Origin of the sequence: Shimia sp. R11_0, assembly GCF_017744035.1 — a bacterium.
Lineage (GTDB): Bacteria > Pseudomonadota > Alphaproteobacteria > Rhodobacterales > Rhodobacteraceae > Shimia > Shimia marina.
The window spans coordinates 1-15,635 of the sequence record NZ_JAGHQY010000017.1 but is presented as its reverse complement, the minus strand read 5'-3'; the positions used below and the strand labels follow the sequence as shown (position 1 = coordinate 15,635).

The window sequence follows — 15,635 nt, the reverse complement described above, 5'->3', positions numbered from 1 at the left end:
ATGGGCGATCCTACCCATGTCTTCATGCCTAATACCCCAAAGATCGCCATACATAGGCTGTATTCCTTTTGCCAAGTATAGCTTTAGACCTTCTCCATTGTAGACGCTCTCAATGTGGAGGGCACCGGAAGGCAATCTATCCAAGCCAAACTGTTTCTTCAGTTGTTTTTCTAAAGCGGCCTTGAAGCGCCAAGCATTCTCCGGTCGCACATGTACAATCCAGTGCGTGTGGGCAAGGCCGTTCGGCGCCTCGTGAACGTATGTCCACGTCGGCGGGCCGTTTCTTTGCCCACCCTTTTTCGGCGCATACCGAGACCATCGTAGGAACCATTCTGTGCGTGTTTTGGCAAAATCCCAAAATATTGAGTTTTCAGTGCTTCCAAGCTCCCAATAATTTATGGTGACATAAGTGTTGAGCTCACGACCAATCGCTTTGGCTGTTCGTACGCTATGCAGCAATGATCTGCCCGCTTTTCTGCCAATTGCTCGCGTCTCTTGCACCACATCAACTCTCTTTATTTTGTATACGTTGGGACCACATATACTATATTGAGTTATCGCCTTCAATGTTCACCCATTGTTCCGGAGAGCTTTTGCTGACGTTTTAGGTGACCTTGGATTAGCCAGCCCTAATGGTCAAAAAGGTGTCGTTTCTTCCGCGAAAGCGCCAAAACTTCTTCCATTTCGACGTCAAAATTCGGAATTTTGGGGCTCTTGCGACATGGGTGTCATTGATTTTGCGACATCAGTGTCGCTAAATTAAACAGATATCTTGATTATTCAGGTGCTGTCCCTTAAGTGCAAGAACATGGAACAGAAACCAACATACTCTGGGTACATGGATACACCCTCGCCAGCAGAAGCTGCAGCGCTCCCTATTTACACGAAGTATGGAGAAGCCGCGGTAGCAGGATTTCAGGCGGTCCCAGATTTACTGTTGAAGAACCAATCAAAACTAGAGCTATCCGCAACCGACTTGGTCGTGCTGCTCAATATTTTGATGCATTGGTGGTACCCTGACCAGAAGCCATTTCCAAGATCGACAACTATTGCACAGCGCATTGGTCTTACACCACGCACGGTGCAACGGTCGATGCAACACCTTGAGAAGGTTGGCCTACTCAAAAAAGAAACCGATGATAGCGGACGCGTTATCTTTGACCCTGAACCACTGGTTCATCGTCTTGAAGAAATAGCCCCTTCCGACCCTGACTACTTGGTGCGGAAGGCGCGACGGAATACGACGTAGCTCAAGCGGATAGAGCGCCTGCTGTCTACGGAACCTTGATGTGACAATTGAGAAGTACGGGCAGGTAGATGCGGGTTCAAGTCCCGTCGTCGTACCAAACCTAAAAAATAGCGGCTCAAGTCGCGGTGGGGGGCTGTCTGCCCCCCACACCCCCCGAGGATATTTTAAGACAAATGAAGGGATGGCTGGGACCGATTGCTATCGGCCGCGCTCCCTATCATCATCCCTGCCAAAGTCTCGATCTCTAAATGATAGGCGGTCAATCTCTTCAGATTTACGCCGATCCCGCAAACGCGACATAGCCGCGTCCCTGACAATTTCTCGGTTTCGATCCTGCCGTGTCTTTCCTTCATCGATGACGGAAAAATCAACTGTTCTGTTGTCTGTTTTGGCGGTCGGCTGATTACCGATTTGAACCTCCTTGCTTTCAGGTCGAACGCCACGGGCAAGCATCTTGCGAAGCTTTGGCCCTTCATGAATGGTGGCCTCTCGCTCTAACCCCTGATCGGCAAGAGAGCGGTGGTCAATCCGTTCACGATGACCGCACCGTTCTAGGTGCTCGTTGGCCGCTTTCTCCCACATGACGCGCATTCTCTTTGTCGTCATGACATCGATGCCTTTCTCTTCCAGAAGGGCGCGTTCTGACTTCCCAGCAGACATATAGAGGCACCGTTTGCCTTTCTTGTCACGATCCCGAAAAACCAAATGGCAATGTGGGTTTTTTCGGTCTTTGCCTCGATCATGGATCGCGGCAAACCACGGGGCCTGCCCCTGTGTCACACGCTGTGCGAAGTCTTTGACAAGCTCGGTTCTCTCTTCAGCGGATAGCTCTTTTGGAAGAGCTATCATTACTTTGTCACACACCCGCGCATTCTTGCGATCTTCAGCTTCTTCCTTCCGCATCCAGCGTTGCGCTTTCTGCGGGTCGTTAGGCATCCTGTCGCTTAAGATTTCGCGACAGGCATTGTTGCGGGTGATGTAGCGGATATGAGCCGCTGAAGTGAACGGCTTGTCTTGAGAAGCTTTCCCAATCGCTTTGTGATTGAGGCTGTATATCGCCATTTTTCCTCGCGTGAGCCACGGGTTTTGTCCTAAAACCCATAAGTGCGCTCTAAAGATACAGCACCAATATATTCACAAACCACGCGAAAGCAACGTCATGCAAAAAATCTAGAAATGCTTGCAATCTCTGATAGTGCTGTATCCACGGCCTTGCAAAGGGCGCAGGGGTCTGGGGATTTTCCCCAGCACGGTAGAATTTGAACATGACACATAACGAACCACATCACCGAATTGTTGACCTAATCATTGACCAAACAACCGCTGCGAAAATCGCAGAAATAAATCGAAACTACGACACGCCCACAGGAAAAATCAAAGGCGATGCCATGGGTTGTGTGCGCTTCGTCTCTTCGGTTCTCAGCATGAATGAGAAAGAAATTCTCGTCACACGCTGGATTGAAATTTTGAACGTGCTGGGCGCGGTCAATGACATATTCTACAATGGATATATGTCTTGCATGGCATATAACGGCGGGGCTGGTTCTACCCATTGGATCGGTGATCCTGAAGACGGCCCACTTGCACGGGCCAAGGAACACCGAGAAGCGCAAGCAATGGTCAAAGTCCTCAAGGAGAAAGGGTTTCTTAAAGCCAAAAAGACGGGCTATGAATCTGCTCTAGGGCTGATCTATAGCGCGTTAGAAAGACATAAAGGCGAAACATTAGGTGAGCTCTTGAACGAAGTTCTACACGGGGGCTCAGGCTGGTTTTCTGAGCAAGATATCAGCACAAGCAAAAGCTTCAGTTTTGATGCCACAAAAGACGACAACCTGCTGCTCGGTGTCCTCGGAGATTATGCCCTGTGGTACCAGGGCGAAAAGTCCCTGGTCACGATTGCCGCTCCTGGTTCTGGCAAAACACAATGCCATGTGCTGCCTGCTCTGAAATACTTTCAGGGGTCGGCCATTGTGCTCGATATCAAGGGCGAGTGCTTTGATGAAACCGCCAATTTGCGCATTGGCGATGTTTTCAACATTCTCCCCCTACGAATACCAGACAAGCCACCACTACAACCCGCTCGATTTTGTCTCCCGTGACCCAATGGAAGTTTGGAACGATTCAGGCGTTCTTGCCTCGGCCCTTATCCGTCCAGACGGAAAGGGCGATGCCCATTGGGAACGCCGCGCTCGCGACCAGCTAGCCGCTTTTATCTGCTATGTCGTCCTGCACGAAGAAAACAAATCCATGGAAACTGTCATGGATTGTTTGGCGGCTTCTGAAGAAGATCTCGTAGACATAACGCTTGTCATGGCAAACAGCGACATTGGGGGCCTTAGACGTGCTGGCAAGTCTATGTCCTCCCTTGTGGCGCGTAGCCCCAAAATGTTTGAAGGCAACATAGAAACGATGCGGGGCCATCTGTCTATTTGGGAAGATGACCGCCTAGCCTCGATCACTAAACATAGCGATTGGAACCCCAAAACGCTACGCGAGGAACAAACGACCGTGTACCTCTGCGTTCCTTTGGAAGCGGTTGAAATGTACGCCTCTGTGCTGCGCGTCATCATCGCTCAGCACGTGGCCGCACTCACCCCTGCGGACAAGTCCCAAAGTACGGCTGTAAAGTCTCTGCTGCTTCTGGATGAAGCGCCCCAGCTTGGACGCATGGAGCCTATCACAAAAGCCATTGAGGTTGGCCGTAGCTATGGGCTGCGCACTTGGTTGTTTGCTCAGTACATGGGCCAGCTTCACAACGCCTACGGTCGCGACATTGCTGAAGGCATGGTCAATAGCTGCGGTGTCGTTTCCTACATGAACGTTGGGGAAGATGGAGCCGCCCAGCTTTCTAAGCAATTGGGCGACAGACACTCCCTAATCCATGGGGAGAAAACACCGCTTGCCACTGCAAGTGATCTTACTGGGCCGCGTTATCGAGATAACGTGATCGTTGTTTCTCAGGGTGAACACCCTGCCCTTCTCGGCAAGTTGCCGTTTTATCAAATACTAGAAATGGAGAAATGATAATGGAAATGATTACAGGTTCAGAAATTCCAGAAGGATATGAATGTCTTGGTACTGTTTGTGGTGATGGTTTTGATCGCGCGGTGTTGGATGAAGATAATGGGATTATTCAGGCCTATTTAGGTGTTGCTCAGGTTGGAGCTCTCGACAGTCTTAGGCTGCAAGCGGAGAAGCTTGGCGCTGACAAAGTGATCAATTGTCAGTTCAGTGTCGATAAATCGATGATGACTCCAGCTGGCAATGACTACTGGCGAACGTCATATCCCGCGTACGGCGTGTATGTTTTTGGAACAGCTATCAGAAAAAAGTAGAAAAGGAGGGCTAAGCCCTCCCCTTCATCCGTCACGGCCATCGGCTTCCCAGCCTGTACCGTAGGTTCATTTTAACCCAGTTGTTTCTAAAGATCAAAATTTTGGACGGACATTTCTTCATTCGTCCTGAAGTATCCTAGCGGGGGGTTAAGGGGTCGGCAATGAGACCCCCTTTGCTGTTTTCGTGGATTTTGGTGAGATTTTTGAAGTTATCCACAGGTTACTTTGCTTATGTGTGTGTTAAATAGGTGTTAGATAGGTGTTAAGCTTGCTAGGAATGGCAATAAATATCTGAAACCATTCAAATAAATTTACCACAAGGTACCTGAAATATCGAAAAAAGGTACCTGAAATATCGACAGATGGTACCTGAAATATCGAAAAACTGCCTGCAAAAGTTGCACCAAAATGGTACCTGAAATATCGAATGGTTTGACCGGTACCTGAAATATCGACAGTATAACACAGTGGTACCTGAAATATCGACTCAAACAGAGCGAGACATCATGCGTGAAAAGCAGTTGCTTCCAGTCCGTCACCCTCAAGGGGAGCTGTTTTTGTGCGATCTCGGTGACGTCCCACTCAAAGATGATAGCGCTTCGATGGAGCACCCCATTTTTGCTCTGTCAACAAAGCCCGACACAACACCTCGTGTGTACGAGCACAACGGCAATCGTGTGGAGATAACACCCAGTGTTGTAGGCCTCGCGACCATATACGACAAAGACGTTCTAATCTTTGCAATCAGTCAGATCATGGAGGCCAAGAACCAAGGTTTGCCGTACAGTCGAGAAGTTTCATTTAATGCGCTGGACTTCTTGAGGTTCTCGAACCGTATGACCAATGGTCAATCCTACGAAGGGCTAAGGGCAGCTCTAAAACGGCTGCGAGGTACAACAATTACCACAGACATTGTCACAGGTGGCGTGGAACAAACCGATACCTTTGGATTGATCGAAAAGAGTCGCATTCGCAGGAAGCTAAAGAGTGGTGAAGTTACAGATTGGAGCATTACCCTATCAGATTGGCTATTTAACGCCATTGAAGCCAATGAGGTACTTACACTCCACCCAGACTACTTCCGCCTACGGAAGCCCATTGAAAGGCGTGTTTATGAGATCGTACGCAAGCATTGCGGAGCTCAAAAACAGTGGAAAGTTTCCATCAGACTGCTGCTCAAAAAAACCGGATCTCAAACCACTCTGAAAAAGTTTCGTCAGCTCCTTCAGCCGATTATGGAGGCTGACCACCTACCCGACTACTCTGTTCAGTATGAAGATGAGACGCGGGAGATGTTGATCTTCAGAAATCGCAAGCATGTCACGCACAAAGTCATTTCTGGCCGCCTAATGCTGCAGACAGAAACCTTTGCTAAAGCTCGGGAAGAGGCACCCACATGGGATGTGTATTTCTTAGAACAGGAATGGCGCTCATGGATGAACGCAAAGGGTATGGACCCTCCAAACAATCCTGACAAAGCGTTCTTAGGCTTCTGCCGTTCATACTTCAAAAAGCACGGCAAGGCTTGAAGTTGCGCGGATTTATAGGGGTAAACCCCTATAACTCTATTTTCCAGAGAACTCTTTAACTGTTGGAAAACCTTCGCTTTTCAAGACATGGTCAATGCCTTGAATGTAAAGATCGTGCACCTTGCAATCTTTCGACAATGCGAGCTCTTTGAGCTTACGCAATGCCTTGGGCGGAAGGTATAGGCTCGATTTTACAGGTTTCTCTGACTTCGCTTCATGTGCGATAGGCACAACTTTTGTTGGCTCCGCCTCTTTCTGCACTTCATCAAGGCCCAGTGTCTCAGATAATGCTCTTCTTGCCATTCTTCTTGCCTTCCATTTTGTTTTTCATCCACTCCCAAAGGCCTCGCATCTCCTGTGCGGCTTTGCCTTCAGGTTCGTATTCCGTGACGCCTAGGCTCTCTGCAAATGCATCACCGTAAGCCACTCTCTGCACAATCATTGGCTCCGCAAGAACCCCCCACATTTCAAGCGCGGTAGCGGCTTCTTGAGCTCTTGGATTGTTTGGTTGCGTTGGGCAGCTATTCAATACAAACGCATACTCTTTGCCCAAACGAACAGCCGCCTCAAACGTCTCTTTAATCGCTCGAATGTCGATCGCCATCGGACGTGTTGGAATGAGGCACAGATCGGCAACCGTCATGGCTGCGTGAGTTGCTGTGCCATCAATCCCAGCCGTATCGAGAATTACGAGGGTGTAGCCCTGCCTCTTAAGCGCTGGAATGATTTCAGGCAGGCGTTTGATTTGCTCTGGCCCGACTGTGTCATATGCGGGAAACTCAGCATCTCTCCGGTCGCCCCACATAGTCAAAGACTCTTGTGGGTCTAGATCGAGGATGACGACCTTTTCCCCTGCCTCATGCGCTGCCACAGCCAAAGCTGATGCAAGAGTTGTTTTCCCTGCGCCCCCTTTTTGGGTCACAAAAGCTACTGTTTTCATAGGGTCTGCTCTTTGTTTTTTTCAAATGTAGCAGAGTTATGCCCCCATGTCCCTATACCCCTTCACCTTTACAGGGGCATAGCGTCATAACTGCATCACGGTATAGGGGTATGCCCCTGTAACCTGAGTGAAATCACGTCGGCAGGCATGCCATGTGCTTTATCCTGTTTCCTAAACACACGTAGGATTACATCCTCTCGCCGGATAGACCTTTTGTACCTGATTTTCGCATAGTACCTGAGAGGTACTTAGGCCTTCATATGCTGGCGCATATGGTTCTCTACATAACAATCGAAAAGAGTGTCAAAGCGCCAAGGCAAACTAGCAATCCCCAAAATACCGCGTGTAAAAGCCTGACCAAATTGTATGGGCTTGATGTACGCCTAAATTCAGGTTTCCGAATTATCCCATCTTCGACTACGGGTAGAACCCACGTTCGAAGGTGGTCATCGCCCACACAGCTCGAATGGTCATTTTCGGGAAATATGCGGTCGGTAACCATCGTTCGATGAAACCCAAATCGGCCAACAGGATCATACTTCAACGGATTTACAAACCAAGCAGCGATGGGCCAAAAATCCCTCTCGCCCACATCATTGACCAACCGCTTGCAGAATTTACCTAGATTTAGGTTGTGAGTTCTTTTGCACACGCTGCCCAAGAAAATCACGTGATGAAACTCAATGTTGGGATTTTTGTCACTATACGATGCTATATCTTCAACAATATCAGCAAAAATGGCTGACCCCATACTGTGACAAACTAATGCAACATCCAAACTGGGATGTTCAGCTTTATGCTTGTCGAGAGCCGCGGTGATTTGATGTACATAGTCACGCCGAAAGCTCTTCAGTCTAAAGCGAAATACCAGATCAACTGTATCAAGATCACTTGGTCCACTGACTGTTTCGGTGATTAACTGTCTTGCTGTTGGCGAGTTTGAAAAATTATGGAATACGCTTGCCCAGCTTTTTGACGAGTTTATGCCCGGTAGCAGAAACACTACAACCGGTGTAACGTCCGATCGCGTTAAGCCATTGTCATCGTCGGTTTCTTCAAATTCTATTTCGACATCAAATGCTTCTTCGAGGGGTCTAGCCTCAATAGTCGTCATCAATCTTCGCCCTAACAAATGCTAGGGCGAAGATACTTCCTTAACTCACAGTTGTGAAGCAAGAAGCAAACATTCAGTCACTGGATGCGACAAGTGCTTCTCCTCCTTGCCCCACTAAGCCAAAGTGTGGCCGGTCGGTTCTTTTACTGCCAATGTCTGTAGCGGCAGTACTTGGAACCCTCGCTCCCTCGTTAGCGACATGAACGGCAACACCGTCCAGTGCAGGCACGACAATAGTTTCGACATGGTCAGTCCTCTCGTCGTAGGATGCAATCTTTCGGCCTTTGCTCGCTTCTTGCGTTGCCCAATAGAACAAGGACATCGCCACATTGAACAACTCCTTACGAGAACCAAGATCGCAATAGTGTATTAGATTATCGAAGCGTTCGGCTTGCTTCGGAGTTAGATCAAGCTGAATACGAACCTTCGGTTCTTTAACTGGTTCGGGCATCATACTGTTTCTCCGTTTACATATTTCATTGGTAAGCCATCGCAGGTTTTCATCTTGCAGATAAATAGCGTACTGGCGGAAGGTCTTTCCTTGATCGTCTTGGTCGCCCACGAATGGGTGGGGGGGTTGGGTCGTCATCGTCAAAGTCCACATCAACGTCAGTGAACCATTCTTCAATCGGCAGCTCTCGCTGCGAGACTAGTCGCTTTGGAGGTTTTACCTCTTGCTCATTTTTGTTTTCTGTCATCGAAACCTCTCCGTCGGTGGGGCAAGGCACGATCAAATCGCGCGCACACCTTCTGGTGCCGTCCTCACCATATAATGAGTACATATTACTCATTTCAAGAGTATTCCTTGAGTGATTTTAGGTAAATACACCTAAGCTATTGATTTTATTTAAAACTTTTTCTCATATCGTACTGTGGAGTGAGTAACCCCCATGTCCTTAGCTATCGCTCGGCAACTTCCACCCGCCGCCTTTACGAAGCTAGCAACGCTTTCAGGATAGCTGGCCCAAGTGTTTCAACATATCGCAACCTTAGGAAAGCGGGCAGCCAATTCACATACCCAACCTCCGACTACACCCATTGGCGAAAGCTCTTGTAGAACCCTTGCAAACTCAGCAGAGCGTCAACGCTCGGGGATGCGGCTCAAATACCTATCTACTTCAACAACCGTGAAATAGTGCTGGCACTGACATTAAAAAGGGCTCCGATCTCGCGAAGGCTTTGGCCTTCAGCTCGTAGGCGTTCCGCCTCCCTTTTTTGGTGTGGCGATAGGACAGAAGGCCTACCAAATTTCACCCCGTTTTTCCGTGCTCTCTTACGGCCCTGTTCCGCCTGAGACAGGCGGCGCTCCCGTTCGTCTTGGGCGATGGCTGACAAAAAGCCAAGCATGGCTTTTCCCATGGGGGTTGTCAGATCGAACAGGGGCCGGTCTAAGACCTTCAGTAAAGCGCCACGGTCACCAATATCTGCCATGATATCCAAACCATCCACATAGCTACGTGTAGCTCTGTCCCACTCAGCAACAATAAACACATCATCAGCCTTCAGGGCAGAAAGTGCCTTTTGGAGCTCTGGGCGGCTTCTTGTGCTCTTTCCGCTGGCTTTCTCTTGGTAGATCAGTTCACAACCTTCAGCCTTCAGGGCTGCAACCTGTCGATCTATGTTTTGCTGTTGGGTGCTAACGCGGGCATATCCAATTTTCATGCCTGAATTTTGCAACGGATTTTTGCAACATCCAAGTCATTGAAAATGAAAGGGGTGTAGGGGTGTTGCAAAAGTAATGAATTTCGCGACACCTCAGTACCGAGCAAAAATTCCCCTAGTTTTCAGAAAATGCGCTAATCTGCCCAAAGGTGTACCGATGAGATCTTACTCAGCCATGCGTGTTTTGAAGTTTTTCTTAATTCTAGCAAGCAACTTGTTGATAACTGGAACGGATGTCCACTCCGAGTCAATCAAGTGGGTCAGACAACCAAGCGACCAAGCAGTTGCTATTGAAGGCGGATGGGAGGAAGGGGGGCGCTCGGCACTGAGTGTCTGCAAAGGAAAAGACTCTTCCGGTTTCTTGCGACCAGGAAAGCTTGTTGATCAGCAATGCAATATCGTTTCAGCCGGGCGCGAACTCGCCACTGCAACAGTTGGTATACTCGCAAAACAGAATGACGCCCAGTACTCCTGGGAAGGCATAAACGATGCAAAACCCCCCGCAACGAAACGCTTTTTTGACGGCATGTCAGATGGATCGCCCCTGTTCATTTGCAGAGCAAAAATGAGAGAATTAATCTTCATGGAAAAAGGCATGCATCCTGGCGAACTGAGCGGTTTGGAGTGCCGATTTGGGTATGGAGGCCAAGCACAAATAGTGCATGACAATGAGTTTGGGGACCTTGGCACATACTTCAACTCACCATATCACGTCCTCTACGTTCCTCGGTCGTCACTTACCCAAGAAGAAAAACTACTTGCAGAAAGCGCCATCAATAAAATCAACAATGAATGGCGCAATAGGCATGGTTTCCTAAACATCTATCAGACCAATCAACCAAAAAACGACAATGAAAACCCGACCTTATTTACCTCAGAGTACATATTCCTCCTAAAACAACTTGGCTTACTAACAGGGGATCGCAGACGCGATCTGAAGGCATGGGTCCTGAGTGCCATAGAAAAACTGAGAGTAGCTCCCGGTTTGTTTGTGAGAGTTCCTGAAGACAAGTTTGTTGACCGCGATATCCAGTGCACACGTATTTTTTCTAGAGACGAAATGACGGGATTGATCATACTGGATTACGCATTTGACTACGAACTAGGCTTTGCAAAGGAAATCTACGAAAGGGGTCTTGAGTACGGATGGTTGTTTGATAACCGATCTTGGCGACAAGATGGAAATATCGGTGACGTTTGCACTCACGGAGAATGGCATTCGGCCTCTTCAACTAAAGCCGTTTTTGACTCATACCGCACACCCAAATTTCAAGGTCTAGTATCTGCCGCAGTCAACCAGCCTGTTTCATTTCCAAGCTTAGCGGAGATTGTTGGTGGACTTTACATCACTCAAAACAGGGACCCGGAAAGCACAAGCGGTAAAATACTTGGAATGATGCGCGCAGAAATTTTTGCGCAGAGGGACCTCCCAGAGATCAATAAGTCATATGCGATATTCTATAACCACATGTACAACCAGTACGGTGATCGGCCGATGATTGGTATGTTTCAAACATACTTCAACGCTCGCAAGGATCACCCCCTCCATACACTAATCCGCCTATATGACCATTAAATCATTTTTAGCACTCAAACGGAGATATAGAGATGTACAAGAAGCTATTAAGAATGGGGGCAACGGTTATGTTTGGCCTATCCATCGGCCAATCAGCACTTAGCGAAACCTTTGACTTCGAACCAGACATGCAGGTTTCTCTAGGCGCTACTTGGAACCCATATTCTCCTTTCTCCCGTGCCGCCCTATCATCATGTTTTGACAGTACTGTGCCCGCGCGCGCACCAAGCGCGACGAACACCCTTCAGGAAAAATTGATACAGAGCTTTTCTGAACTCGAGGAAAAGTCCGGCATCAAAATTACCGCCAGTGGATCCACCTCATTCGGCTTGGCGACGGTAAAAGCGGATGCATCCCTTGAGACATTGAGAGAAGCATTCAACACAAACAGATCAGTTGCCTACAGCGTTTTAGGTACACGTGAATACTCCGCTCAACTTCTTGAAGATGCGACTTTAAATGCAATTGGGAATGAACGCATTGAACAAGCTAACAGCGAAGGAGACCCTGAAGCCTTCTACAAAAGATGCGGGCGATCTATTGTAACGTCTGTCAGGAAAAGAAGCACGGTTAGCGTGCTCTACGTGTTCCGGTTTTCCCAAGCTTCCTCACGAAAACGGATTGAGGCCGCTGTCACCGTCGCTGCCAGTTCAGCCGGGAGCTCGGGCAATGCGTCTGTCAACTTGCTGCAAGAAGCAAAGAGCATTGACCAATCAACCACCCTAGATGTTTACCTGTTTCAAGATGGAGTTGCAGATACTAGCGGAACACTTGCAGATTTTTTGACCATTGAGCCAGGAGACATCACCTCAGTTAGAGCCAAAGTGGAAGAAGCGCTGGACGAAATCGCATTTGAGAATGCCCCTATCTTTCGATTTTCTGCTGATGCGATATCAAACTTCTTCGACGTGGATGAAGAGTCCGACTGGCGCTACATTGGAAGAGCATACGCTTCTCTTGACCATCTCAAGTCTCAAGCTGATCGAATTGTGCGCCGGTACTTCACACTCGAAGATTTACAAAGCGATGTGGAAAAAGGGCTGGCATCTTTCAAGGATGGAAGCGAAGCGAAGCTACTGAAGGAAAAAGAAAGCCTAATTAGCTTGCTTAGTAGCCTTGCAGATAATGCACGTAGTTGTTTTGAAAGCCCCGAAGTGACTTGCCCTGTCGAAGAAACCCCGATCGACAGTAGAACCTTGCATTATGTCGATGTGATACTGGCTGAGAATGGTGGCTGGAACGCTCGCGCACATAATCACTACTACGACAGTCACGGTGAAGTTGTACATTTTGGCGCTGCGTACTGGCCAACAATCACTATCCGAAATCAGCGTCTTATTCGTACTCTTGAACTGACCAGAAACGGCAACCCACTTCGTCTTCTAGACGCGGACAGCATTGCAAACCTAATATCTAATAGCGTGGTGAGCTTTCAACCTGTATGGAGTTCAACCCACAGTGCACACTCCTACTGTTGGAGAGGAAATTGGACTGGTTGCGACAATTGGGCTGCCGACACAAAGGGCCACATGAATGGGTTGAAACAGAATGAGGCTAACTACGCATACGAGGTCATCATTACAGATATCGAAGGTGGGACAACCACGCTAGATATTGGTAATGCATCAAATTATTCCTTCTAGACCTCTTTCCTTGAAGTAATAAGCACACGGTCCGGTCGTCCTTGCAAATCTATGTTCAATGGAGCTGTAAGGACGGCCGTACAGCTTCCAGATTATCGCACATAAACGCAATTGGGCGCACTAAACTCCAAACACATGAAGCCCTTAGAACGCAGCTTAAGCAGTGGTAGCACTACCCGCTTGCACATGAAGCTGAATACCTGTCGCTTTCTGCAACTGGCTGATCATCGCAAACAGATTTGTTGCGCTGGGGTTTCCGGCTTCGCTCAACATACGCATCAGGCTCTTAGGTTGCTTACCGATGTCCTCAGCCAGCCCCTCAAACCCCACAGTTGCGTTGATGTAGTCGCGCAAGACGACCTTGCCCGTGTCTACATCACCTTCAAGCAACGCTTCGACCGCCTCTGAAAGCAGGGCAGCACGAAACTCCGCGTCAGCTTCGACGCGGGCTTTTACAGTCTCCTTAAACTCACGTGTCAAAGGCATCATTTACCCTCCTTCTTTCGTTTCTTATAATCGGCCCAACGTCGTTGAGCGTCCTCGATGTCTCTCTGCTGTCGGCGCTTTGTGCCGCCAGCTAGTAGAATAACCCACTCATCACCATCTCGCCCAAAGTAGATACGGTACCCAGCACCCCAATGGATGCGATACTCTGCAACGCCCCCACCAACACTTTTGACGCTAGACATAGCGCCAGCCTCCATGCGGGCAATGGCGATAGTAACCTTTGCTGCGGCTTGCGCATCCAGCGATCCAAACCAATCTGAAAATGGACTTTGGTCAGCTTCGTTAAGGTATTCTACTATCTTCATTTCTAGAATATAGTAACGTATGTGTTACCATAAAAGCAACTTTTTTCTCTGCCTGACACCCTCTGAAAGTGGTGCGGAAGGATATTGACGGGCTGTTGTGTCCCTAAGCTTCACCGTTCTGACCAGTTTATCAAACTGGGCGGAATGGCGACCGTAGGGAGGCGGACACAAAAAGCCAGTCAAGCGCGGCCAAGGTTCCGGCTTCCTGTTTACAGGAAGTTGGAATAAGCGCGGATATCCTTCACGGTTTCAGAGGAAGTCAGCAGTCAGAATGGGCGCGATAGCGCCAGTGCGGGTACCGCGCTTGGTTGAGCTATAAGTAGGCCTGCGGACGCAGTTCGCTATCATGCTGCAAGTATGATTTCAGGCTGCGTTTATAGCGAAACCGTCAATCTGTGATTGGCAGATGCGTAAGCATCTCGTGACTTTCCAAGTCACAGCCCGAAGGGCTTGGGGTAGGGGCGTAGCCCTGTAGGGGTATACCCCTATGGGCGGTACGGCCATTCTCGGCGGAGCCGTCACGAGCGAATTTAGTTCGGACGTGACGGCGACAGAAACCCCATGTCAGAAGCGGATTTAAGGCTCACTTTCATAAGTGATTGGCACGTGACGACAGGCGCTATTGTTGGGCAATAGGCTGACCCTCGCACGTGCGCAACATTGTACCCCGCTAAAGCGTACCATCCCATTTCCCATGAAAGGACTGAACCAAATGAACCATGACGATAGAGGCGAGAAAGCGCCCAAGACCAACCGACCCGAAACAGACCAACAGGCACAGCGGGCGGTGTCCGCGAGAGACAAACAGAGAGGAAATTGCATTGCCTGCCAATGACGGCTGAAGCGACACGGCCCAGTTGGCCGCAACACAAACTGTAGGAACCAAGTAAGCAAACGAAAGGACTAGCTATCTAAGTAATTCGGCTGCTTCCGCACTTGGTGCGGGCTGACCATGCTATGGCATCTCAGCAGGCCACTTTCACTCACCATGAAAACGGCACCAAAGATAAACCAAAGAAAGACTGATGCGATGGACGCATTGGCATTTGACCTGAAGAAAATGACCCTGAGCGACCGCACTGGGTCACGACAAACGCAAACAGATCGAGCACGCATGGTGCAAGCCATGGCGCGTGATCTGAAGGGGATGGGCTTTCGCCTGCCTTCGGCACGTAGCCTGAAGCCCAAACACGTTGAACGCTTGGTCAAGGACTGGAAGTCAAAAGACCTGAGCGCGGGTGTTATCAAAAACCGCATGTCAACGCTGCGTTGGTGGGCAAAGAGCGTCAACAAAGCATCTGTTGTGCATCGCTCAAATGATGCCTACGGCATCGAGCGGCGCAGCACATCTACAGAGAACAAAGCACAGCGCCTGAACCTCGACAAAGTGGGCCAACTCCCGTGCAAGCGAATGCAGCTTGCCGTGCGAATGGCTGCTGCATTCGGGCTGCGGGTGGAAGAGGCTTTAAAGTTCCAGCCTCGGCTTGCCGACAAGGGCGATAAAATCGCCCTCAAGCCTAGCTGGACGAAGGGTGGGCGGTATCGTGAGATACCAATTCACACAGAGCGCCACAGAGCCCTTTTAAACGAGGTAAGAGAGACTGTAGGCGATGGTAGTCTTATCCCAGAGGATAAGCGCTATATCGATCACCGCAAGGCGTTTGAGTATCAAGCTTTGAAGGCGGGCATGAGCAACCTGCACGGGTTGCGCCATGGCTACGCACAGTGGCGCTACAAGGCCCTTACAGGGCGCCCATGCCCCAAGGCAGGCGGGA

At 49.2% G+C, this 15,635-nt stretch carries 17 protein-coding genes and 1 tRNA gene; 9 read left to right on the top strand and 9 right to left on the bottom strand.

The genetic code is table 11. The annotated features are described in order from the left end of the window. A partial coding sequence (locus tag J7382_RS19590) for a hypothetical protein (protein WP_209070679.1) occupies window positions 1-504 on the bottom strand: 504 nt, incomplete at its 3' end. A gap of 304 nt (window positions 505-808) precedes the next feature. On the opposite strand from J7382_RS19590, the gene J7382_RS19585 reads away from it, so the two are divergent. Then, window positions 809-1,249: a helix-turn-helix domain-containing protein gene (locus tag J7382_RS19585; protein ID WP_209070678.1), complete on the top strand. Its 441-nt coding sequence runs from the start codon at window positions 809-811 to the stop codon at window positions 1,247-1,249. Further along, window positions 1,240-1,344 (top strand) — tRNA-OTHER (locus tag J7382_RS19580). Before J7382_RS19585 ends, J7382_RS19580 begins: the two co-directional genes overlap by 10 nt. A 103-nt stretch (window positions 1,345-1,447) precedes the next feature. Here the strand turns inward: J7382_RS19580 and J7382_RS19575 are convergent. Beyond that, a complete protein-coding gene (locus J7382_RS19575) occupies window positions 1,448-2,311 on the bottom strand; it encodes a MobA/MobL family protein (RefSeq protein ID WP_209070677.1) in 864 nt (287 codons plus the stop codon). Window positions 2,312-2,514: 203 nt separating this feature from the next. On the opposite strand from J7382_RS19575, the gene J7382_RS19570 reads away from it, so the two are divergent. The 4 genes from J7382_RS19570 to J7382_RS19555 all read left to right on the top strand — a co-directional run bounded on the left by J7382_RS19570 (window position 2,515) and on the right by J7382_RS19555 (window position 6,113). Beyond that, window positions 2,515-3,348: a type IV secretory system conjugative DNA transfer family protein gene (locus J7382_RS19570; protein ID WP_209070676.1), complete on the top strand. Its 834-nt coding sequence runs from the start codon at window positions 2,515-2,517 to the stop codon at window positions 3,346-3,348. Beyond that, complete coding sequence (locus J7382_RS19565) at window positions 3,248-4,273, top strand: type IV secretory system conjugative DNA transfer family protein (protein WP_209070675.1); 1,026 nt, start codon at window positions 3,248-3,250, stop codon at window positions 4,271-4,273. Before J7382_RS19570 ends, J7382_RS19565 begins: the two co-directional genes overlap by 101 nt. Window positions 4,274-4,275: 2 nt before the next feature. Continuing rightward, the gene (locus tag J7382_RS19560; RefSeq protein WP_209070674.1) at window positions 4,276-4,584 is read left to right on the top strand and encodes a hypothetical protein; all 309 of its coding nucleotides are present in this window, start codon (window positions 4,276-4,278) and stop codon (window positions 4,582-4,584) included. Window positions 4,585-5,090: 506 nt separating this feature from the next. Next, entirely contained in the window at window positions 5,091-6,113 is a 1,023-nt protein-coding gene (locus J7382_RS19555) for a replication initiator protein A (protein WP_209070673.1), read from the top strand. Window positions 6,114-6,149: 36 nt separating this feature from the next. Here J7382_RS19555 and J7382_RS19550 read toward each other — a convergent pair whose 3' ends face one another. From J7382_RS19550 to J7382_RS19530, 5 genes are all read right to left on the bottom strand, one after another. Further along, entirely contained in the window at window positions 6,150-6,416 is a 267-nt protein-coding gene (locus J7382_RS19550; RefSeq protein ID WP_209070672.1) for a hypothetical protein, read from the bottom strand. Beyond that, the gene (locus J7382_RS19545) at window positions 6,394-7,053 is read right to left on the bottom strand and encodes an AAA family ATPase (RefSeq protein WP_209070671.1); all 660 of its coding nucleotides are present in this window, start codon (window positions 7,051-7,053) and stop codon (window positions 6,394-6,396) included. The genes J7382_RS19550 and J7382_RS19545 overlap by 23 nt, the downstream gene beginning before the upstream one ends. Before the next feature lie 280 nt (window positions 7,054-7,333). Next, the gene (locus J7382_RS19540; protein WP_209070670.1) at window positions 7,334-8,167 is read right to left on the bottom strand and encodes an alpha/beta hydrolase; all 834 of its coding nucleotides are present in this window, start codon (window positions 8,165-8,167) and stop codon (window positions 7,334-7,336) included. Window positions 8,168-8,240: 73 nt separating this feature from the next. After that, entirely contained in the window at window positions 8,241-8,756 is a 516-nt protein-coding gene (locus J7382_RS19535; protein ID WP_209070669.1) for a hypothetical protein, read from the bottom strand. 524 nt (window positions 8,757-9,280) lie between these two features. Next, on the bottom strand, window positions 9,281-9,829 hold the full coding sequence (locus tag J7382_RS19530) for a recombinase family protein (protein WP_209070668.1): 549 nt from the start codon (window positions 9,827-9,829) through the stop codon (window positions 9,281-9,283). Window positions 9,830-10,004: 175 nt separating this feature from the next. Between J7382_RS19530 and J7382_RS19525 the strand changes: the two genes are divergently transcribed. After that, window positions 10,005-11,405, top strand: coding sequence for a hypothetical protein (locus tag J7382_RS19525; protein ID WP_209070667.1), 1,401 nt, complete (start codon window positions 10,005-10,007; stop codon window positions 11,403-11,405). Window positions 11,406-11,437: 32 nt separating this feature from the next. Further along, window positions 11,438-13,048, top strand: coding sequence for a hypothetical protein (locus J7382_RS19520; protein WP_209070666.1), 1,611 nt, complete (start codon window positions 11,438-11,440; stop codon window positions 13,046-13,048). A 156-nt stretch (window positions 13,049-13,204) separates the two neighbouring features. On the opposite strand, the gene J7382_RS19515 is transcribed toward J7382_RS19520, so the two are convergent. Next, a complete protein-coding gene (locus J7382_RS19515) occupies window positions 13,205-13,534 on the bottom strand; it encodes a transcriptional regulator (protein WP_209070665.1) in 330 nt (109 codons plus the stop codon). After that, window positions 13,534-13,860, bottom strand: coding sequence for a type II toxin-antitoxin system RelE/ParE family toxin (locus J7382_RS19510; protein ID WP_247745134.1), 327 nt, complete (start codon window positions 13,858-13,860; stop codon window positions 13,534-13,536). The genes J7382_RS19515 and J7382_RS19510 overlap by 1 nt, the downstream gene beginning before the upstream one ends. 988 nt (window positions 13,861-14,848) lie before the next feature. Here J7382_RS19510 and J7382_RS19505 point away from each other — a divergent pair. Continuing rightward, window positions 14,849-15,635 (top strand): phage integrase N-terminal domain-containing protein (locus J7382_RS19505; RefSeq protein ID WP_209070664.1); only part of this gene is annotated, 787 nt, incomplete at its 3' end.